This is a genomic window from Cardiobacterium valvarum (genome assembly GCF_900460955.1).
Classification (GTDB): domain Bacteria; phylum Pseudomonadota; class Gammaproteobacteria; order Cardiobacteriales; family Cardiobacteriaceae; genus Cardiobacterium; species Cardiobacterium valvarum.
Genome location: NZ_UFUW01000001.1, coordinates 520,130 through 540,008 on the forward strand (window position 1 = coordinate 520,130; position 19,879 = coordinate 540,008).

Annotated in this window: 16 protein-coding genes; all 16 read left to right on the plus strand. The window is 59.4% G+C overall.

The genetic code is table 11. The annotated features are described in order from the left end of the window. The first annotated feature begins 149 nt into the window (after window positions 1–149). The 16 genes from typA (at window position 150) to DY250_RS02665 (ending at window position 19,652) form a co-directional block, all read left to right on the plus strand. Window positions 150–1,973 (plus strand): translational GTPase TypA, encoded by a 1,824-nt coding sequence (typA, locus tag DY250_RS02590; protein ID WP_172542165.1) that lies wholly within the window; start codon window positions 150–152, stop codon window positions 1,971–1,973. Then, window positions 1,885–2,967, plus strand: a complete 1,083-nt coding sequence (locus DY250_RS02595; RefSeq protein WP_245951003.1) for a DUF1152 domain-containing protein — start codon at window positions 1,885–1,887, stop codon at window positions 2,965–2,967. Before typA ends, DY250_RS02595 begins: the two co-directional genes overlap by 89 nt. A 203-nt stretch (window positions 2,968–3,170) precedes the next feature. Beyond that, on the plus strand, window positions 3,171–3,455 hold the full coding sequence (locus DY250_RS02600; protein ID WP_040389238.1) for a helix-turn-helix domain-containing protein: 285 nt from the start codon (window positions 3,171–3,173) through the stop codon (window positions 3,453–3,455). Beyond that, window positions 3,442–4,713, plus strand: coding sequence for a type II toxin-antitoxin system HipA family toxin (locus DY250_RS02605; RefSeq protein WP_115610790.1), 1,272 nt, complete (start codon window positions 3,442–3,444; stop codon window positions 4,711–4,713). The genes DY250_RS02600 and DY250_RS02605 overlap by 14 nt, the downstream gene beginning before the upstream one ends. Before the next feature lie 227 nt (window positions 4,714–4,940). Then, complete coding sequence (locus DY250_RS02610) at window positions 4,941–5,591, plus strand: hypothetical protein (RefSeq protein WP_115610791.1); 651 nt, start codon at window positions 4,941–4,943, stop codon at window positions 5,589–5,591. 178 nt (window positions 5,592–5,769) lie between these two features. After that, a complete protein-coding gene (locus tag DY250_RS02615; protein ID WP_245951004.1) occupies window positions 5,770–6,441 on the plus strand; it encodes an HAD family hydrolase in 672 nt (223 codons plus the stop codon). Then, the gene (locus tag DY250_RS02620; protein WP_115610793.1) at window positions 6,438–7,115 is read left to right on the plus strand and encodes an HAD family hydrolase; all 678 of its coding nucleotides are present in this window, start codon (window positions 6,438–6,440) and stop codon (window positions 7,113–7,115) included. The genes DY250_RS02615 and DY250_RS02620 overlap by 4 nt, the downstream gene beginning before the upstream one ends. Beyond that, complete coding sequence (locus DY250_RS02625; protein WP_172542167.1) at window positions 7,096–7,449, plus strand: gamma-butyrobetaine hydroxylase family protein; 354 nt, start codon at window positions 7,096–7,098, stop codon at window positions 7,447–7,449. The genes DY250_RS02620 and DY250_RS02625 overlap by 20 nt, the downstream gene beginning before the upstream one ends. Further along, a complete protein-coding gene (gene ubiE / locus DY250_RS02630; RefSeq protein ID WP_115610795.1) occupies window positions 7,446–8,216 on the plus strand; it encodes a bifunctional demethylmenaquinone methyltransferase/2-methoxy-6-polyprenyl-1,4-benzoquinol methylase UbiE in 771 nt (256 codons plus the stop codon). Before DY250_RS02625 ends, ubiE begins: the two co-directional genes overlap by 4 nt. Then, the gene (locus DY250_RS02635; protein ID WP_115610796.1) at window positions 8,209–8,802 is read left to right on the plus strand and encodes a ubiquinone biosynthesis accessory factor UbiJ; all 594 of its coding nucleotides are present in this window, start codon (window positions 8,209–8,211) and stop codon (window positions 8,800–8,802) included. The genes ubiE and DY250_RS02635 overlap by 8 nt, the downstream gene beginning before the upstream one ends. Further along, the gene (gene ubiB / locus DY250_RS02640; RefSeq protein WP_115610797.1) at window positions 8,802–10,403 is read left to right on the plus strand and encodes a ubiquinone biosynthesis regulatory protein kinase UbiB; all 1,602 of its coding nucleotides are present in this window, start codon (window positions 8,802–8,804) and stop codon (window positions 10,401–10,403) included. Before DY250_RS02635 ends, ubiB begins: the two co-directional genes overlap by 1 nt. A gap of 33 nt (window positions 10,404–10,436) precedes the next feature. Next, window positions 10,437–11,579 carry a MalY/PatB family protein gene (locus DY250_RS02645; RefSeq protein ID WP_115610798.1) on the plus strand — a complete coding sequence of 381 codons (1,143 nt, stop codon included), beginning with the start codon at window positions 10,437–10,439 and terminating at the stop codon, window positions 11,577–11,579. A 16-nt stretch (window positions 11,580–11,595) separates the two neighbouring features. Then, entirely contained in the window at window positions 11,596–12,159 is a 564-nt protein-coding gene (locus DY250_RS02650; protein WP_115612744.1) for a DUF4303 domain-containing protein, read from the plus strand. A gap of 101 nt (window positions 12,160–12,260) precedes the next feature. Continuing rightward, on the plus strand, window positions 12,261–12,563 hold the full coding sequence (locus DY250_RS02655) for an RNA recognition motif domain-containing protein (RefSeq protein WP_006985929.1): 303 nt from the start codon (window positions 12,261–12,263) through the stop codon (window positions 12,561–12,563). A 56-nt stretch (window positions 12,564–12,619) separates the two neighbouring features. Then, window positions 12,620–13,435, plus strand: a complete 816-nt coding sequence (locus DY250_RS02660) for a pseudouridine synthase (protein WP_115610799.1) — start codon at window positions 12,620–12,622, stop codon at window positions 13,433–13,435. 133 nt (window positions 13,436–13,568) lie between these two features. Beyond that, entirely contained in the window at window positions 13,569–19,652 is a 6,084-nt protein-coding gene (locus tag DY250_RS02665; RefSeq protein WP_115610800.1) for a glycosyl hydrolase family 28-related protein, read from the plus strand. Window positions 19,653–19,879: the final 227 nt, after the last annotated feature.

Sequence of the window (19,879 nt, forward strand, 5' to 3'; positions counted from 1 at the left end):
CGTTCTTTATAGCCAAAGCCCTTACTCCCTCATTCCGGGTTGGCGAGCCTCGCCGCATCAACCTGCATTGCCTTCGGCGCACCGCCTTGAATAAAAAAGTAATTACTCCGGCTATATGCAACAAAACCACATCACAAACCGAGAACCCCGTGACTGATATCCAAGACATAAACAAAATCCGCAACATCGCCATCGTCGCTCACGTTGACCACGGCAAAACCACCCTCGTTGACCAACTCTTCCGCCAATCCGACACCCTCACCGAGCGCGCCGAAATCTACGAGCGCATGATGGACTCCATGGACCTCGAACGCGAACGCGGCATCACCATCATGGCGAAAAACACCGCCATCCGCTGGAAAGACTACCAAATCAACATCGTGGACACCCCCGGACACGCCGACTTCGGTGGCGAAGTCGAGCGCGTCCTCTCCATGGTGGACAGCGTCCTCCTCCTTGTGGACGCCATGGACGGCCCCATGCCGCAAACCCGCTTCGTCACCCAAAAAGCCTTCGACATGGGGCTGAATCCCATCGTCGTCATCAACAAAATCGACCGCCCCGGCGCGCGCGCCGACTGGGTGCTGAACGAAACCTTCGACCTCTTCGACCGCCTTGGCGCCACCGATGAACAACTCGACTTCCCCATCATCTACGCCTCCGGCCTGAACGGCTACGCCGGCGACAACCCCGACATCCGCAGCGGCGACATGACACCGCTCTTCGAAGCCATCGTCAACCACGTCAAACCGCCGCAAGTCGAACGCGACAAACCCTTCCGCATGCAAGTCTCCTCGCTTGACTACTCCAGCTACACCGGTGTCATCGGCATTGGCCGCATCGGACGCGGCAGCATCAGCAGCAACACCCAGGTCAAAATCATCGGCCGCGACGGCGGCATCCGTAACGGCCGCATCCTGCAAATCTACAAATTCCTCGGCCTGGAAAAAGTCGAAGTCGACAGCGCCGCCGCCGGTGACATCATCTCCTTCACCGGCATTGACCCGCTCTACATCTCCGACACCCTCTGCGACCCGAACCACGTCGAAGCCCTGCCGCACCTCTCCGTGGACGAGCCGACCATGAGCATGACCTTCCAGGTCAACAACTCCCCCTTCGCCGGACGCGAAGGCAAATTCGTCACCAGCCGGCAAATCAAAGAACGCCTGGAGCGCGAACTCATCCACAACGTCGCCCTGCGCGTCGAAGAAATGGACGACCCCGACAAATTCAAAGTCAGCGGCCGGGGCGAACTGCACCTCTCCGTGCTCATCGAAACCATGCGGCGCGAAGGCTACGAACTCGGCGTCTCGCGTCCCGAAGTCATCTACAAAGAAATCGACGGCGAAATCCACGAACCCTACGAATTCGTCGTCCTTGACCTTGACGAACAGCACCAGGGAGCGGTGATGGAACGCATGGGCGAGCGCAAAGGCGAACTGCGCAACATGATGCCGGACGGAAAAGGCCGCATCCGCCTCGAATACCTCATCCCGACGCGCGGCCTCATCGGCTTCCAGACCGAATTCATGACCCTCACCTCCGGCAGCGGGCTCAAATTCCAGACCTTCGACCACTACGCGCCGAAAAAAGAAGGCCTGGGCAAAACACGGCACAACGGCGTGCTCGTCGCCATGGCGACCGGCAAAGCGCTGGCCTACGCCCTCTTCAACCTGCAAGAACGCGGCCGCCTCTTCATCGGCCACGGCGACGAAGTGTACGAAGGCATGGTCATCGGCATCCACAGCCGCGACAACGACCTCACCGTCAACCCGCTCAAAGCCAAACAGCTGACCAACATCCGCGCGGCAGGTTCGGACGAAAACCTCATCCTCACCCCGCCGATCCGCAACACCCTCGAACAGGCGCTGGAATTCATTGACGATGACGAACTCGTCGAAGTCACGCCCAAATCCGTGCGCATCCGCAAAAAACTGCTCACCGAAAACGAACGGAAAAAAGCGAAGCGATAACACCACAGACAAGGGCAGGGAGGGGCAACACCCCGCCCTGAACACAAATGAACTCCCCATCTTCAACCGCCTTGCTCACAGCCGCAGTGTCCTGCTTGCCGGCTGCGGTGGCGGATACGACGTCGCCAGTGCCATTCCGCTCTGGCACTACCTGCGCGCGCAAGGAAAGGCCGTCGTCTTTGCCAACCTGTCCTTCACCCAACTTGACTTTACCGACTGCGCCCAACCCAGCCCGGGCTGCTATCGCATCGACGACACCCCCGCACCGATGCCGTACTTTCCCGAAAAACACCTCTACGACTGGCTTAAACAACAAGGCGAAACCGCACCGCAAATATACGCCTACAGCAACCGCCTCGGCGTACAGCCGCTGCGTGCCGCCTACCGCTACCTGCGCGAAGAACACCGGCTTGACACCCTCATCCTCGTGGACGGCGGCACGGACAGCCTCATGCGCGGCGACGAAACCGGCGTCGGTACCCTTGTCGAAGACTCCCTGTCCGTCATTGCCGCCGCAGGCGCGGACTACCCTGCTGCCTACCTCAGCATCAACGCTTTCGGCATCGAACAAGGCCTGGATCACTACCCACTGCTGCACAACATCGCTGACCTCACCGCGCTTGGCGCCTACCTCGGCAGCCACAGCCTGAGCGCGGACATGCCCGAAGGCGCCGCCTACCTTGACCTTATTCATACCCTTAACGAGCGCCTGCCGAGCCACAAAAGCATCATCAACAACGCCATCGCCATCGCCAGCGCCATGCGTGGCGCCTTCGGTGACCACCACAGCAGCGCACGCACCCGTGGCAGCGAACAATTTATCAACCCGCTGATGCCGCTGTACTGGTACTTCGACCTGAACGCCGTTGCCGCCCGCCTGACCTTCCGTGCCGCCGTAGAAACCAGCCAGAACATGGACGAATACCTTGCCGCCTACCTCGCTGCCCGTGCGGCACAACCGCGTCGCGCAGAACGCCGCGATTTACCCATCTGATATCTAACCTCGAAAAAAGGACCGCCTTTGCAAGGGGCATCTGCCGCTTGATGGCAGACACAAAAAATCCGGCGCGTGAGCGCCGGATTTTTTTGCGAAAACACAGGACACGTCGCCAAGCAGGGAAACACCAGCTGCTTAGACAGGTATAAAGACACTATAATATCAAAAATCCTGTTATTTCCCCTTTTCTGGATATGATGATGTCTATATTGCTACTGGATGAAGCGGATGTGCAGTCCGCATTGGCTGCCTATTTGCGCCGTTTGCGGCGGCAGAAGAAATGGTCGCGGCAGGCGTTGGCCGAGCGCAGTACCGTGCCTGCCGCCACTATCAAGAAGTTTGAGCTCACCGGGCAGATTTCGCTGCGTCAGTTTTTGTTGCTGTGGCAGTGTCTGGACGATCTGCGCCGCCTGTTTGCTCTCGCGGAAAAGCCGCAAAATCCGCTGCCTGTGACCATCGCCGAGGTATTGGATGACGATTTTTAAGCCGCTGCGGCAGTTGCATGTCGGGCGGACGCTGGCCAGCGGCGAGCAGGTGGCGGTCGGTACGTTGGCGCAAAACCGGCAGGGGATTTTTTTCGCTTATCAGGACGATTATCTGGCGCGCTTCGGCAACCTATCGCCGTTTGCCCTGCGAGCGGATACGGCGTTGCAACTTGCCCCAAGTGAGCCGTATGACGGTTTGCACGGTGTTTTTGCCGACAGCCTGCCCGACGGCTGGGGGCTATTGTTGCAAGACCGTTTTTTCCGCCGCCAGGGCATTTTGCCGCAGCAGCTCACGCCGCTGGACCGCTTGGCGTTTGTCGGCCATCGCGGTATCGGCGGCCTGTTTTTTGAGCCTGATCAGAGCGTTGATGCCGAGGATGTGGCGGATATGGCGGCACTGGGTTTGGCAGCGCAGGCAGTGTTCGACAGGCAGAGCGAGGACGTGTTGCAAAGTCTGCTGGCAGCGGGCAGTTCGGGTGGGGCCAGGCCGAAGGCGCAGGTGTTCATGCCGGCCTCAGGTGCGGCGCTGGTGCGTTCCGCGCCGCAGCCCGGCGATGAGGCGTGGATTGTGAAATTCACCTCGCCGCATCTGCCGCTGGGGCATGAAGAAGGGTTGTGCGAGGCGGTGTATTTGACGATGGCAGCCGAGGCGCAGCTGAATCCCTGCACCTGGCGGCTGCTTGAAGCCCCGCCCGCCAGCGGTGCCGCGCAGTGGCTGGCCGTGCGGCGCTTTGACTGGCACGGTGAAAACGGCAGGCTGCACCAGCATAGCCTCGCGGGCTTGCTCAACGCCGATTTCCGCTTGCCGAGTCTGGATTATGAAGACTTGATCAAGGCGAGCAGGCAGCTCTGCCAATCGGTCGCGGTGGGGGAAATCCAGTTCCGCCGCGCGGTGTTCAATCTTTTTGCCTGCAATCAGGATGATCACGGCAAAAACTGGGCCTTTTTGCAAAATGACGCGGGCGAGTGGCAGGTATCGCCTTTTTATGATGCGACGTTCAGCCCGCAGCGCTTCGGCGAACACGCGACCGCCTTTGCCGGTTTTGGCAAAACCCCCAGCGTGTCTGCCATGCAAAAGCTCGCCCGCCACGCGGGGCTGGACTGGCCCGATGCGCAGCGCATCCTGCGGCACACCCTTGATGTGCTCGGCGGTTTTGCCGCTCATGCCCGGCATGTGGGGATAACACCGGGTACCCTCCGCCTGATTCAGGCGGCCTTGAATCAGGTGTGGCAGGCGAACCGTCATTTGACGGCGTAGGAGCACGCCGTCAAGCGGGATAATGCTGGGTTCCCGCCAGGTGGGATAAAGCTTGGACACGTCGCCAAGCAGGATGGTTTTTGGGTTTGCGACGGGCTGAAAGTCCGCTTTAAATATTCCCCCCATGTTGTTCAGGCGGCATTTTGTTTACTTTATTTACCGTTTTTAAAAAATCATTTACCATTCCTGTCCTCATCTTTATGTTTTTTCCAACCAAGGAGTTCGATATGAATTCAAAACATTCCGTATTGTGGTTGTTGTGTCTGTCGACAGCGTTCGGGTTGAGTGCCTGCGATGGTGGTAGCAAAGCACCTGCGCCGAAAAAAGAAGAGCAGGCGCAAAATCAGAACGCCATCGCACCAACTGATAGCAAGCAGCAGACCGAGAGTCAAAACAACTTTTTAAGCGATACCCAAGCCTTGCAAGCTGCGGAAGATACTCTCAAATCCCTGCCCCAATTTAGCGGAAAACCACTCAATATTTTTCAAAGCATAGAATTTCACGGTGGCGGACAACCGAAAATTGAAGTCGATATACAAGATCCCGAAAAGTCCGACAATATAGACCACTATATTTACCAAAACGGTCAATGGGGTGAGCCGCAGCCGGTGCAAATTACGGGCGGTGGCAATATGAAAGACAATGTTTTCCCGCTGGATAAAATCAAATTCGCCACCGTGGCTATTGTTGCCCAAAATTGGCACGATAAAGCCAAAGAAGTGGAGGCGAAAAAAAACGAACCTGATTTTATCCTCTTCAAACTGTTGGTCGATAATCAGGAATTGCAATGGATTACTCCAGATATAGACAGTCCGCGCGCTCAATACCGTGCTCTGTTTAATTTGGATGGCAGTTTGAAAGAACTGAAAAAGCAATAGAGCCGTAACAGATTAAAAGTTGCCATACATAAGAAAAGCCCCCTTACGGGGCTTTTTTGTGACATGCGTTATTGAATGTGCTTGTATTTGACGCGATGCGGTTCGCTGCCAAGCGGCGGAAAATCAGCCCCCGTCGCGCGCTACAATGCCTGTCTTCATCCACCACCCGGAGCCTTCAATGTCTGCTTTGCCCATCGCCGCCGTTGCCCTCGACAAGGACGGCGTTACTTTCGATTCCGAGCGCATTTATGCTGACGCGCTACTCTCAACGTTGCGCGCCCTGCCCAAGCCGTATCCCGAACCGGAGGCGCTGGCGGCACGGTGCAGCGGCGAGAGTAGCACCGCGACAGCTGCGATTTTGCAGGCGGCGCTGGGTGATGCGGTGGATATGAAGGTGTTTTTTGCCGACTGGTTTGCGCGGCGCGACGCCATTATTGAGGCGCACGGTGTGCCCTTCATGCCCGGCGCGGATGCATTGATTGAGCGGCTTTATGCCGAGGGCTACCCGCTGGCGCTGGTGTCGGCGGATGATGAGGAGAATGTGCTGGCTGATTTTCAGCGCAGCGCCAAGCCGGAATTGTTGCGGTGTTTTTCGGTAATCATCACTGCTGGTAATGTCGCGAAGACCAAGCCGGATGCCGAGCCGTATTTGCGTGCCGCCGCTTATTTGGGCGTGGAGACGGCGCGGATGCTGGCGGTGGAGGATTCGGCGGTGGGTGTGCAGGCGGCGCTGGCGGCGGGCTGCCCGACGCTGCTGTTCGCCGCTGATGCTGCCCCGCCTGCTGCGACGGCGCAGGCGGTGTTGCGCGTGATCCGTCATCACGACGAGGTGTGGGAGTTTTTGTCATGAAGCCAGTGATTAAGGCGGTCGCGCTGGATAAGGACGGCGTCGTTTTCGACACGGAGCGTCTGATTTATCGCGCGTTCCGCGAGCTGATTGTCCGCGAGCGCCTACCGATCCGGCCGGAACTGTTTGAGGAATTGGTCGGCAAGCCGCCGCAGGTGTATTTGCAGGTGCTGAACGAGGCGCTGGGGCAGGCGATGTCGCTTGATGATTTCATCGCGCGCTGGTTCGCGCTGCGCGACGAGATTTTTGCTAACGAAGGCGCGCCGTTCATGCCGGGGGCGGATGCGCTGATTGCCTCCCTGCACGCGCGCGGTGTGCCGCTGGCGCTGGTCACGGGCGATTTCCGCCGCAATGTCGAGCGCGATTTTGCCCGCAGCAGCCGTCCTGAGTTGTTCGCCTGTTTTGCCCACGTCATCACTTATGAGGATGTGGCAAACCCGAAACCCGATCCAGAACCTTACCGTCGCGCGGCGGAAGCGTTAGGCGTTGACCCCGCCAATCTGCTGGTAGTCGAGGACTCGCCGCCGGGCGTGGAAGCCGCGATCACGGCAGGCTGTCTTACCCTGATTCTGCCGGGTTACGGTATGATAAGCCCCGATTTGGCGGCGCGCGCCTGGCGCACCATCCGCCACCACGATGAAGTCCTGCGTTTGTTTGATGAATATGGTTCCCGATGAATTGCGACTGGCCAAAGGCGGCGCGACGTTGACCGTCTCCTTTGCCGGCACTGCCTACCCGCTTTCCGCCGAATATTTGCGCGTCTGCTCGCCGTCTGCCGAGGTGCGCGGGCACGGCGGCGCGTGGACGCTGGTCGCCGGGCGGCGCAATGTGCTGATCCGCCGCGTCGAGCCGGTTGGCAGTTATGCCGTGCGCCTGTATTTCAGCGACGGCCATTTCAGCGGCATTTACACCTGGGACACCTTACACGACCTCGCGGTCAACGCAGACGATTACTGGCAGCGCTATGAACAGGCGCTTGCCGCTCAAGGCAAAACACGAGATACACGATGACAGAGAAAGAGCAAACCCACTTCGGCTACGAAACCATCAACAGCGAGGAAAAGGAAGGCCGCGTCGCCGACGTGTTTGATTCCGTCGCCACCAAATACGATTTGATGAATGACGTGATGAGCGCCGGCATCCACCGTATGTGGAAGAACTGGTACATCTGGCAGACCGAAGTCAAACCGGGCGAACACGTCCTCGACCTCGCCGCCGGCACCGGCGACATCACCCTGCGTCTCGCGAAACGGATGCGCGGTAAAGACGGCGACATCGAAGGACGGCTGGTGTCCTCCGACATCAACGCCTCCATGCTGAAAATCGGTGAGGAACGCCTGACCAACAAGGGCTGGCTGAAAAACCTCGAATTTGTCATCGCCAACGTCGAAGCGCTGCCCTTCCCGGATAACAGCTTCGACCTCATCACCATGTCCTTCGGCCTGCGCAACGTCACCCATCAGGACAAAGCCCTATCGGAAATCGCGCGCGTGCTCAAACCGGGCGGCCGTGTCCTCGTCCTCGAATTCTCGCGGCCGAAGAATCCCGTCGTCAGCCGCTTCTACGACTGGTACAGCTTCACCTTCCTGCCGAAAATGGGCGAACTCATCGTCCGTGACCGCGACAGCTACCAGTACCTCGCCGAATCCATCCGCATACACCCGCCGCAAGAAGAACTGAAAGCGATGTTTGCGGCGGCAGGCCTCGAAAACTGCGAATACCAGAACCTCAGCAACGGCATCGTCGCCATCCACAAAGGCATAAAACCCCATGCTTGAAAACTACCTCGACGCGCGCCTTTTGGTCGAACAACTCATCAACGGCGCGCTGCGCCTTGATCCGGCGGCGCGCGACAAACTGGCGGTGCTGAATGGCCGCCGCATCAGCATCGACCTGAACGGCCGCGATACCCCGTGGATTGCCGAAATCGAAGGCGGTACCGTCCGTCTTTCCGACGACCACGCCACCCTCTGCGACGTGCGCCTCAGCGGCGACCTCGCCGGCTACCTGCAACTCTTCAAACGCACGCCCAGCGACACCCCGCGCGGCAAACTGCATATCGAAGGCGACCTGCACACCGCGCAACAATTCCAGCGCGTCATGGGCGAACTTGCCCCCGACTACGCCGCCGTACTGCGCGCCCGCTTCGGCGACGACTTTGGCAGCCTGCTCGCTGACGCCCTGCGCCGCCTGCAAAGCGCGGGGACAAGCGCCAAAGCCGCTTGTGAAGCCAAGCTGCGTGACTATCTTGAAAACCACGGCTGCGCCACACGCACCGATGCCGCCGCCTTCGCCGCCCGCCTCGCCGCGCTCATCAGCCGTATCGACCGCCTCGAAACCCGTCTCGCCAAGGAAACCCGCTGATGCTTGCATCCGCCCGCCGCAGCTACCACATCGCCCGCGTCCTCATCCGCTACCGCCTGCACGAATACCTGCCGGACGAAGGCATCTTCCGCTGGCTGCGTCTTGCCGCCCGCCTGCATCCCGCCTACTACCGCGATGCCGCCGAACACGCCACCCTCGGCAAACGCCTGCGCCTCGCCCTGCAAGACCTCGGCCCCATCTTCGTCAAACTCGGCCAGACCCTCTCCACCCGCCCCGACCTGCTCAGTCCCGACCTGCTCGAAGAACTGAGCAAACTGCAAGACCGGGTCCCGCCTTTCCCCGGTCTTGAGGCGCGCCGCATCATCGAAACCGCCCTGGGCGAGCCGCTGGAAAACCACTTCGCCGACTTCGACGAAACCGCGCTCGCCTCCGCTTCCGTCGCGCAAGTCCACACCGCCACCCTGCACAGCGGCGAAAACGTCATCATCAAAGTACTGCGCCCTGGCGTGGAAAAAGCCGTCGCTGCCGACATCGCGCTGATGTACCAACTGGCGCGGCTTGCCAGCTGCACCGGCGAAGGCCGCCGCCTGCGTCCGGTCGAAGTCGTGCGCGAATTCGAAAACACCATGGCGAACGAGCTCGACCTCATGTTTGAAGCGGCCAACGCCAGCCAGCTGCGCGCCAACTTCACCGATTCGCCGCTGCTCTACGTCCCGGAAATCCACTGGCGCTACTGCCGCAAAAACATCCTGACGATGGAACGCATCTACGCCACCAACATCGCCGACCAGGACGCCATCCACGCCGCCCACACCAACATGAAAGTCCTCGCCCAGCGCGGCGTGGAAATCTTCTTCACCCAAGTCTTCCGCGACAGCTTCTTCCACGCCGACATGCACCCCGGCAACATCTTCGTGGACACCAGCAATCCCGAAGCACCGCGCTACTGCGCCATCGACTTCGGCATCATGGGCTCGCTCACCCCCGAAGACCAGCACTACCTCGCCGAAAACTTCCTCGCCTTCTTCAACCGCGACTACCGCCGTGTCGCCGAACTGCACGTTGAATCCGGCTGGGTGCCGGGCGACACCCGCATCACCGACTTTGAGGCCGCCATCCGCAAAGTCAGCGAACCCATCTTCGGCAAACCCATCAAAGAAATCTCCTTCGGCACCTTCCTCATCAGCCTCTTCCAGACCGCGCGCCGCTTCAACATGCACATCCAGCCGCAGCTCGTCCTCCTGCAAAAAACCTTCTTCAACGTCGAAGGACTGGGCCGCCGCCTCTACCCCGAACTCGACCTGTGGACGACCGCCAAACCCGTCCTCGAAGCCTGGATGAAAACCCAGATCGGCCCGCGCGCCGTCATCAAACAAATGCGCTACCACGCCCACGAATACGCCAAAGCCCTGCCGCAACTGCCGCTGCTCGCAAGCCGCATCCTGCAACAACAACTCGACCAGCCGCCCAGCCCGCGCACCAGGGGTGCAAGCGGCAACCCGCGCCTTATCGCCGGCACCCTGCTGCTGATTGCCGCCGTTACCCTGTGGCTCACCGTCCGGCCGCAGAGCGCCGCCCAGCATACCGTCCTCAGCCTCATGGCCGTGATCGGCCTGTGGCAATGGCTGAAAAAAAACTAGCGCCAACGAATACCCCAAACCAAGGAACCCATCATGTTACAAAGCAGTGACAGCCGCGCCCACAGCGACTCGGAAAAATGGCACAAATACAGCGGTACCAGCATCCTGCCGATGTGGATTGCCGATACCGAATTCCTTGCCTCGCCCGCCATCAACGATGCCCTGCAAGCGCGCATTGAGCATGGCGTCTTCGGCTACGGAAACCAGCAACAAGCCCGCTTCATTGACGGCATCATCCGCCACTGCGAGACCCATTATGGCTGGCATGTGGATGCTGACTGGATTATCCCGCTCACCGGTTGCGTGCCCGGCCTCAACTTCAGCCGCGCCATCGCCCGCCTGCGCGGTAAAAACCGTGCCGTGATCGTCGAACCCGTTTACCCGCACCTGCGTAAAAACCCGGCCCTGCTGCCCGACTACACCAATGCAGGCTCGCCCTGCATACTCGAAAGCGGTCGCTGGACCCCCGATTTCGACGCACTTGAAGCCAACATAGACGACGAGACCGGCCTGCTGCTCCTCTGCCACCCGCACAACCCTATCGGCCGCACCTACACGGACGCCGAACTTGGCCGCTACCACGACATCGCCCAAAAATACGATCTGCTCGTCTGCTCGGACGAAATCCACTGCGACATCATCCTCAACGGCACGCGTCACCGCCCCTTCGCCAGCCTGGATGACGACGCACGCGACCGCACCATCACCCTGATGTCAATGGGAAAAACCTACAACATCGCGGGGCTCTCCTGCGCCTTTACCATCATTCCGAACGCTGCACTACGCCAGGAATTCCGCCGCGTCAGCGTAGGCATGACCGGCGACGTAAACGTCCTCGGCATGACGGCGGGCATCGCCGCCCTCGAACACGGCGAAAAATGGCGGCAGGAAATGATTGCCTACCTGCGCGAAAACGCCCGGCTTGCCGAACAACGCGTCAACGCCACCGGCAAACTGCACATGACGCCGGTCGAGGCGACCTTTCTCGCCTGGATTGACGCACGCGGCCTCGGTGTGGACAACCCGCAGCGCTACTTCGAAGAACACGGCGTCGGCATGAACGACGGTGCGGACTTCGGCGCGCCCGGTTTCGTCCGCCTCAACTTCGGCTGCCCGCGCGAGATGCTTGAAGAAGCATTGAGACGCATCGAAAAAGCCGTTGCCGCCGCATCCTGAAAAAATGCCGCCCACCATGAACGCAGCAGAAAAAGCCCGCATCCGCCAACATGCCGCCGACCTCATCCGCTACTCTTTCCCCCTCATCCGGGCAGAAGCCGGACAAGCGGGCAAACACCTGGCCGCCTATTACTTCGCGCTGGTGGACGACTTCTTTGCCGCCGCCGACAACGCTATTACCCACGAAGACATGCAGGCCTTCGACCCGGACAGCACCCTCTTGGGTGCTATCTGGGATGGCCGCTGCAAACTCTACGAAGGTAGCTACCGGGCCGTTGACCCGCACACGGGCGCATGGCCGGACAACCAGTCCGCCCTGTACAAAGAAACCTGGCTGCTGGCCGAACAAGCCGCCGATGACGAAGCCCAATACCAAACCTTGCGCCGCGACTTCGAAACCTGCCTGCTCGAAGCACTGGCACAGTGCGACGCAGAAGGCCTCTTCGGCGACCGCCGCGAAAACGGCCTGCTGCTCTTTGCCTTCTACATCGACGACTACGACGGTAACGGCAAAAAATCCCTGCTTCGCCGCTCTGCCGAACAACTCAATCCGGCAGAAGCGCGGGACAAACTGAAATAACGGCCAACCCCTATTTGCCATCCGGCAAAACACTGTCGAAATCATGCGTTAGATTCCGGGAGTTGCACATTGATAACGCATGAAAAAAGGAACCCATCCCTATGATCAACATCTACGTCGGTAACCTCTCCTACCGGGCCACCGAACAAGAACTGCGCGACCTCTTTGCGCCTTACGGCAGCGTCAGCAACGCCAGCATCATCACCGAGCGCGGCAGCGGCCGCAGCAAAGGCTTCGGCTTCGTCGAAATGCACGACAACAGCGAAGGCCTGCGTGCCATCGAAGCCTTGAACGGTAAAGAAGTTGGCGGCAGACCGCTCAAAATCAACGAAGCACGCCCGCGTGAAGAACGCCCGCGCCGCGACCGCGTCGGCGGCGGTAACTTCGGCGGCAACAGCTGGTAATACGCACCGCACAAAGCCCGCTCCGGCGGGCTTTTTCGTTCGCATGACAAACCGCTATGCTCTCGCCACTCGCCATCCTTTACCGCGATGACCGTCTGCTGGCCGTCAACAAACCGGCCGGCCTCTTCGTCCATCCCAGCCCACTCGATCGATATGCCGCGAGCAGCGTCGTTGAGCAACTGCAACAACAAATAGGCTGCAAACCTTATCCTGTCCACCGTCTTGATCGCCCGACCAGCGGTGTCCTGCTCTTCGCGCTCGATCCCGAAACCGCACGCCTGTGCGGCGCCCACATCGCAGCAAACCGTCTGCACAAAACCTACCACGCCGTTGTGCGCGGCTGGCTGGCGGATGCGGGCAACATTGACTACCCACTCAGCTACCTGCCGGACAAAATTGCCGATCGTGACCGCAGCCGTGACAAAGCACCACAAGCAGCGCTGACCCACTACCGCTGCCTGCGGCGCAGCGAAATCCCGCTGGCGAGCGACGGTCGCCACCCCACCTCGCGCTACAGCCTGGCCGAGCTCAATCCGCGGCATGGCCGCAAACACCAACTGCGCCGCCATCTAAAACACATCTTCCATCCCATCCTCGGTGACACCAGCCATGGCGACAACCGCCAAAACCGTGTTCTTGGCGGCCACCTCGGCGATCCGCGCTACACCACGGCAATGACGGGTCCTGGCTTACGCCTGATGCTACACGCCACCCGCCTGCAATTCCCCCATCCGTGGAGCGGAGAAGCGCTTGATCTGCGCGCTCCCCCCGATGCCCATTGGCAATACATCTCCCGTTATCTCGGCCTGGAAACCGCCTTTTCAGAGCCGCATGCTAAAAATTGCAGTGATGGCATCGGTCGCTGCAGCTGATTAAAGAGGAATGGCATCTGCCAGAGCCCCGCAATCTACCATTTTGTGGCAAAATATTACCGTCACATTACCGGTCTATTTACAAGGTTATGAAAGGATCGGGAAAATAACCGCTTAACTAGGAGATCCGATTATGGCCCATATCACCCTTAGCCTGAAAAACCCCGCCGGCGATACCCTTGCTACCCACGCGCTTGATACTGCCGGCGCGCCGCAGCACATTGAGGCCATGCATGGGGCGTACTACCAGTTTACGGATGCCGCAAGCGGGATCGGGCCGGAGCAGCTGATAACTGAGCGTAAAGGCGACGATCTCTACATCGCCTTCGATGATGGCACTGACCTTATCATCGACCACTATTTCAGCCAGGGACAGGGCGCGCTGGTTGGTACACAGGTAAACGGCGGGCTGTACAACTACCCCGTCGCCACCCTTAGCGAACATGAACTGGCGGCGGAAGTTGCCGCCGCGCAGGCGTTTGCACCCAACACGGTGGACAAAGCCGGACTGGCCGCCCTCGGCGGACTCGCCCTGATTGGCGGTGGTATCGCACTTGCCGCGCATAACCACGACAAACACCATCACGGCGACAACATTGCACCGCAGCCGCAACCCGAACCACAACCGGGTCCTAATCCACAACCCAACCCGAATCCGCAACCCAACCCGAATCCACAACCTAACCCGAATCCACAACCTAACCCGAACCCACAACCGAATCCCCAGCCGCGACCCCAACCCAACCATGCGGGCAAAATCACCATTAGCGGCGAAGCCAAAGTGGGCAAGACCCTCACCGCAACCGTCACGGACAAAGACGGCACCGACAAGGCGAACATCCAGTACAGCTGGTACGCCGATGGCAAGAAAGTCGGCGAGGGTAAAACCTACACCGTACAAGCGGGGGACAAAGGCAAGAGCCTCACCGCCAAAGCGAACTACACCGACGACAAAGGCCACGCGGAGAACATCGAAAGCCGCCCGACCGATAAAGTGAGCGAAGACGCGCCCCCGTCGCAACCGAATAACGAAGGCGTGATCACCATCACGGGCGAAGCCAAAGTGGGCAAGACCCTCACCGCAACCGTCACGGACAAAGACGGTACCGACAAGGCGAACATCCAGTACAGCTGGTATGCCGATGGCAAGAAAGTCGGTGAGGGTAAAACCTACACCGTACAAGCGGGGGACAAAGGCAAGAGCCTCACCGCCAAAGCGGACTACACCGACGACAAAGGCCACGCGGAGAACATCGAAAGCCGCCCGACCGATAAAGTGAGCGAAGACGCGCCCCCGTCGCAACCGAATAACGAAGGCGTGATCACCATCACGGGCGAAGCCAAAGTGGGCAAGACCCTCACCGCAACCGTCACGGACAAAGACGGCACCGACAAGGCGAACATCCAGTACAGCTGGTATGCCGATGGCAAGAAAGTCGGCGAGGGTAAAACCTACACCGTACAAGCGGGGGACAAAGGCAAGAGCCTCACCGCCAAAGCGAACTATACCGACGACAAAGGCCACGCGGAGAACATCGAAAGCCGCCCGACCGATAAAGTGAGCGAAGACGCGCCCCCGTCGCAACCGAATAACGAAGGCGTGATCACCATCACGGGCGAAGCCAAAGTGGGCAAGACCCTCACCGCAACCGTCACGGACAAAGACGGCACCGACAAGGCGAACATCCAGTACAGCTGGTATGCCGATGGCAAGAAAGTCGGCGAGGGTAAAACCTACACCGTACAAGCGGGGGACAAAGGCAAGAGCCTCACCGCCAAAGCGAACTATACCGACGACAAAGGCCACGCGGAGAACATCGAAAGCCGCCCGACCGATAAAGTGAGCGAAGACGCGCCCCCGTCGCAACCGAATAACGAAGGCGTGATCACCATCACGGGCGAAGCCAAAGTGGGCAAGACCCTCACCGCAACCGTCACGGACAAAGACGGCACCGACAAGGCGAACATCCAGTACAGCTGGTATGCCGATGGCAAGAAAGTCGGCGAGGGTAAAACCTACACCGTACAAGCGGGAGACAAAGGCAAGAGCCTCACCGCCAAAGCGAGCTACACCGACGACAAAGGCCACGCGGAGGACATCGAAAGCCGCCCGACCGATAAAGTGAGCGAAGACGCGCCCCCGCCGCAGCCGAATAACGAAGGCGTGATCACCATCACGGGCGAAGCCAAAGTGGGCAAGACCCTCACCGCAACCGTCACGGACAAAGACGGCACCGACAAGGCGAACATTCAGTACAGCTGGTATGCCGATGGCAAGAAAGTCGGCGAGGGTAAAACCTACACCGTACAAGCAGGAGACAAAGGCAAGAGCCTCACCGCCAAAGCGAACTACACCGACGACAAAGGCCACGCGGAGGACATCGAAAGCCGCCCGACCGATAAAGTGAGCGAAGACGCGCCCCCGTCGCAACCGAATAACGAAGGCGTGATCACCATCACGGGCGAAGCCAAAGTGGGCAAGACCCTCACCGCAACCGTCACGGACAAAGACGGCACCGACAAGGCGAACATCCAGTACAGCTGGTACGCCGATGGCAAGAAAGTCGGCGAGGGTAAAACCTACACCGTACAAGCGGGGGACAAAGGCAAGAGCCTCACCGCCAAAGCGAACTACACCGACGACAAAGGCCACGCGGAGGACATCGAAAGCCGCCCGACCGATAAAGTGAGCGAAGATGCGCCACCGTCGCAACCGAATAACGAAGGCGTGATCACCATCACGGGCGAAGCCAAAGTAGGCAAGACCCTCACCGCAACCGTCACGGACAAAGACGGCACCGACAAGGCGAACATCCAGTACAGCTGGTACGCCGATGGCAAGAAAGTCGGCGAGGGTAAAACCTACACCGTACAAGCGGGGGACAAAGGCAAGAGCCTCACCGCCAAAGCGAACTACACCGACGACAAAGGCCACGCGGAGGACATCGAAAGCCGCCCGACCGATAAAGTGAGTGAAGACACGCCCCCGCCGCAGCCCAATCACGCGGGTAAAATCACCATTAGCGGCGAAGCCAAAGTGGGCAGCGAACTCACCGCGCAACTCAGCGACAGTGATGGCTTCGCTGCTGACAAAGTGCAATACCAATGGCTACGCGATGGTCAAGCCATTAACGGACAAACAGGCAAGACCTATACTCTCACCAGCGACGATGCCGGGCACAAAATCAGCGTGCGCGCCACCTACAAAGACAACGCCGGGCATGATGAAAACCCGACGAGCGAGGTGACCGACATCCCTGCTCCACCGCCGAACCAACCGGGTAGCATTGCCATCAGCGGCGAAGCCAAAGTGGGCAGTACCCTTACCGCTACCGTGACCGACGGCGACGGTTTTACCGCCGACAAAGTCCAATATCAATGGCTGCGTGACGGCAATCCCATTGATAGCGCCAATGGCAAGACCTACACACTGACCCAAGACGATGCCGGGCACAAAATCACCGTGCGCGCGACGTATAAAGACAACGCCGGGCACGACGAAGCCCCGATCAGCGACGCGCAAGACATCCCCACCCCGCCGCCCTCCGGCAAAGTTGGCGAATACGTGCCGAAACCGACCACTGACTTCGTCGCCAACGTCAAAGATGCGGAATATGGCGCGAAGGGCGACGGGAAAACGGACGACACTGCTGCGATTCAAAAAGCCATTGATGCGGTCGCAGCAAAAGGCGGTGGCATTGTTGATATTCCAAACGGCACCTACCTGATTGACGCCCTGCGCCAGGAAACCTCGTCCTATGAAACCAGCGGCCTCGTCCTGAAAAGCAACGTTACCCTGCGCATGGCTGACGGTACCGTGCTCAAATCGTTGCCCAACAACTCGCAGTTTGCCTCCGTCGTCACCATCAAAGACGCCAACAATGCCCACATATACGGCGGCACTATTGAAGGTGACCGTGACAGCCATACCGGTGAATATGGCGAATGGGGGCATGGTGTGCGTATCACCAACTCCACCAACGTTGTTGTGGAAAAAGTCACCTCCAAAAATAACTGGGGCGACGGCTTCTACGTCGGCAAGCGCGGCAGCAGCGACATTGAGACCCAAAACATCACCTTCTATCAGGTGAACGCCGACCACAATCGCCGCCAGGGCATCTCCATCACCCACGGCAAGGGTATCAAAGTCCTCAACTCCGTCTTCAAGGACACTGACGGCACCGACCCGCGCGCCGGCATTGACATTGAGCCGAACAAAAACGAGCAAGTTAGCGACGTGGAATTGCGCGGCAACACCTTCTCCGGCAACCGCTACGGTATCGTTGCCTCGAACCACATGCACGGCGGCAGCACGGCGGTGAAAAACATCACCTTCGAAAACAACATCGTCGAGGATAACCACGTTGGCATCCTTTACGTCGGCGTCGAAGGCGGCACCATCCGCCACAACACCGTGCGTCAAAAACACGATATGCCCGAGAAATACCCCTATCACCACCAGTACGGCATAGAGCTGCGCAACGGTGCCGTGCATTCGACTACCGGCGTTACCGTCAGCGACAACGACCTCTACGGTGGCAACGTCATTGACCGCCACACCAGCGGCAACACCATCGGCACCAACCACTTCAAGAGCGCCGTGTACATCAAGGGCACCGCCCAGCCGGGGCAAACCCTCACCGCCGAAGTCTATGACGGTGACTACGGCGAACTGTACCGCCACGTCAGCGTCAAAGTGCCGCCCAAATCCGTTACCAGCTACCGCTGGTACGCCGACGGCGTTGAAATCGAAGGGGCGCACGGATCTACCTACACCCTGACCGAGGCGGAAAGGGGCAAAGTCATCACCGTCAAAATCGCCTACACCGACATCGCCGGACAAGAAGAAAGCGCCACCAGCGCCGGTACCATGCCGGTTGGCTACAAAAACCACGCCCCGACCGACATCACCCTTGACCCGCGCGTCATCTACGGCAACGAAGACCAGGCTGAAGTTGGCACCCTCAAAGCCATTGACGCGGACAAGGGCGACCGCTTCACCTACACCGTGAACGACGAGCGTTTCGAAGTTAACGGCGACATGCTGCGCCTGAAAAAAGGACAAAGCCTTGACTACGACAAAGTGAACAGCGTCACCCTCACCGTCACTGCGACCGACCAGATGGGGGCGAGCTACAGTAAAACCTTCACCGCCTACGTGCGCGCGCCGAAAGGAATGCCCGGCTTCGACTATTACGACCTCACCCTGTCTGCCAACAAACTGATGGAAGGCAAAGACGGCGCCAGTGTCGGCAAACTCACCCTGCGCGACCGCAGCGTCGGCAAAGATTACACCTACCACGTGAACGACCCGCGTTTCGAAATCGTGGATGGCACTCTCAAACTCAAAGCCGGGCAGAAAGTCAACTACGACCAAGAAAAAACCATCAGCGTCAGCGTGACCGTCAGCAACAGCGGCGGTCAAACCATACGCAAAACCTTCACCCTGCACGTCGAAGACGATCCGAATTACCCGCCGATCGGCAACAGCGAGCCACCCAGCTCAGCGGACATCCACAGTGCCACGGAGGCGGGCGATGCCCTGCACAGACACGATGCGGACAACAATGACGGTCATCACAACGGCGCCCAAACCGCTTCTTACAGCGACGGACACGACAGCGGACATAGCCAGGCGAAAAGCAGCGACACCCATGCCGCCGCTGATCACACCCAGCACAATGGTGCGACCGACAACGCCCCGCACACCCTGGGCGATAGCGACGCGCCCGTCCACCTCAGCGCGCCCCTCAAAGCCAGCGCGCAGGCAGAACTCGCGGGCAAGAGCAGCGCGGAAATCCTCGACTACCTCGGTGAGCGGGGTGGCGACGCTTTCACCTTCGACGCCGCAGAGACCCCGCACAACCTCACTGGCACAGACGGTAACGACACCCTTGTAGCCGCGAGTGGCGCGGACACCCTCAAAGGCGGCAACGGCGCGGACCAGTTCGTCTTCATCACCAACCCGCTGAAAAACGCGGAAAGCCCGGCGCTGAACCAAATCCTCGACCTCAACACCGGGGAAGACCGCATCCGCCTCGTCGCGGGCAAAGGCGGAACCATAAAAAACCTGCACTACAACGCCGAAAAACACACCCTTGACTACGACCTTGACGACGGCGCAAACCACAGCTACCACAACAGCATCACCCTGCACGCGCACGACGGACATACCCTGACCCAGGAAGAAGTGCTGGCGGCAGTGAGCATCCTGTAAACGCCGTCAAGCGGCGTAAAACGGGCTTCGGCTCGCCATCGCGAAAAAACCTCCCCCGCTGGGGGAGGTTTTTTCGCGATGGCGAACATCCACAAACCCCGTGTTTATCCCGCTTGGCGAGGTCAGGTTTTATCCCGCTTGACACCGAACAGAATAAACACGCTTTTCCGCCAAGCTTTCACTCGCTTCGTGACAGAATGCTACTATTACATTACCAGTTGATTTAG

Bases quoted from the DNA above. Each gene is read 5' to 3' on its own strand.
- DY250_RS02595 (WP_245951003.1), top strand. From the start codon at position 1,885: ATGACGAACTCGTCGAAGTCACGCCCAAATCCGTGCGCATCCGCAAAA.
- DY250_RS02600 (WP_040389238.1), top strand. From the start codon at position 3,171: ATGTCTATATTGCTACTGGATGAAGCGGATGTGCAGTCCGCATTGGCT.
- DY250_RS02605 (WP_115610790.1), top strand. From the start codon at position 3,442: ATGACGATTTTTAAGCCGCTGCGGCAGTTGCATGTCGGGCGGACGCTG.
- DY250_RS02610 (WP_115610791.1), top strand. From the start codon at position 4,941: ATGAATTCAAAACATTCCGTATTGTGGTTGTTGTGTCTGTCGACAGCG.
- DY250_RS02615 (WP_245951004.1), top strand. From the start codon at position 5,770: ATGTCTGCTTTGCCCATCGCCGCCGTTGCCCTCGACAAGGACGGCGTT.
- DY250_RS02620 (WP_115610793.1), top strand. From the start codon at position 6,438: ATGAAGCCAGTGATTAAGGCGGTCGCGCTGGATAAGGACGGCGTCGTT.
- DY250_RS02625 (WP_172542167.1), top strand. From the start codon at position 7,096: ATGAATATGGTTCCCGATGAATTGCGACTGGCCAAAGGCGGCGCGACG.
- ubiE (WP_115610795.1), top strand. From the start codon at position 7,446: ATGACAGAGAAAGAGCAAACCCACTTCGGCTACGAAACCATCAACAGC.
- DY250_RS02635 (WP_115610796.1), top strand. From the start codon at position 8,209: ATGCTTGAAAACTACCTCGACGCGCGCCTTTTGGTCGAACAACTCATC.
- ubiB (WP_115610797.1), top strand. From the start codon at position 8,802: ATGCTTGCATCCGCCCGCCGCAGCTACCACATCGCCCGCGTCCTCATC.
- DY250_RS02645 (WP_115610798.1), top strand. From the start codon at position 10,437: ATGTTACAAAGCAGTGACAGCCGCGCCCACAGCGACTCGGAAAAATGG.
- DY250_RS02650 (WP_115612744.1), top strand. From the start codon at position 11,596: ATGAACGCAGCAGAAAAAGCCCGCATCCGCCAACATGCCGCCGACCTC.
- DY250_RS02655 (WP_006985929.1), top strand. From the start codon at position 12,261: ATGATCAACATCTACGTCGGTAACCTCTCCTACCGGGCCACCGAACAA.
- DY250_RS02660 (WP_115610799.1), top strand. From the start codon at position 12,620: ATGCTCTCGCCACTCGCCATCCTTTACCGCGATGACCGTCTGCTGGCC.
- DY250_RS02665 (WP_115610800.1), top strand. From the start codon at position 13,569: ATGGCCCATATCACCCTTAGCCTGAAAAACCCCGCCGGCGATACCCTT.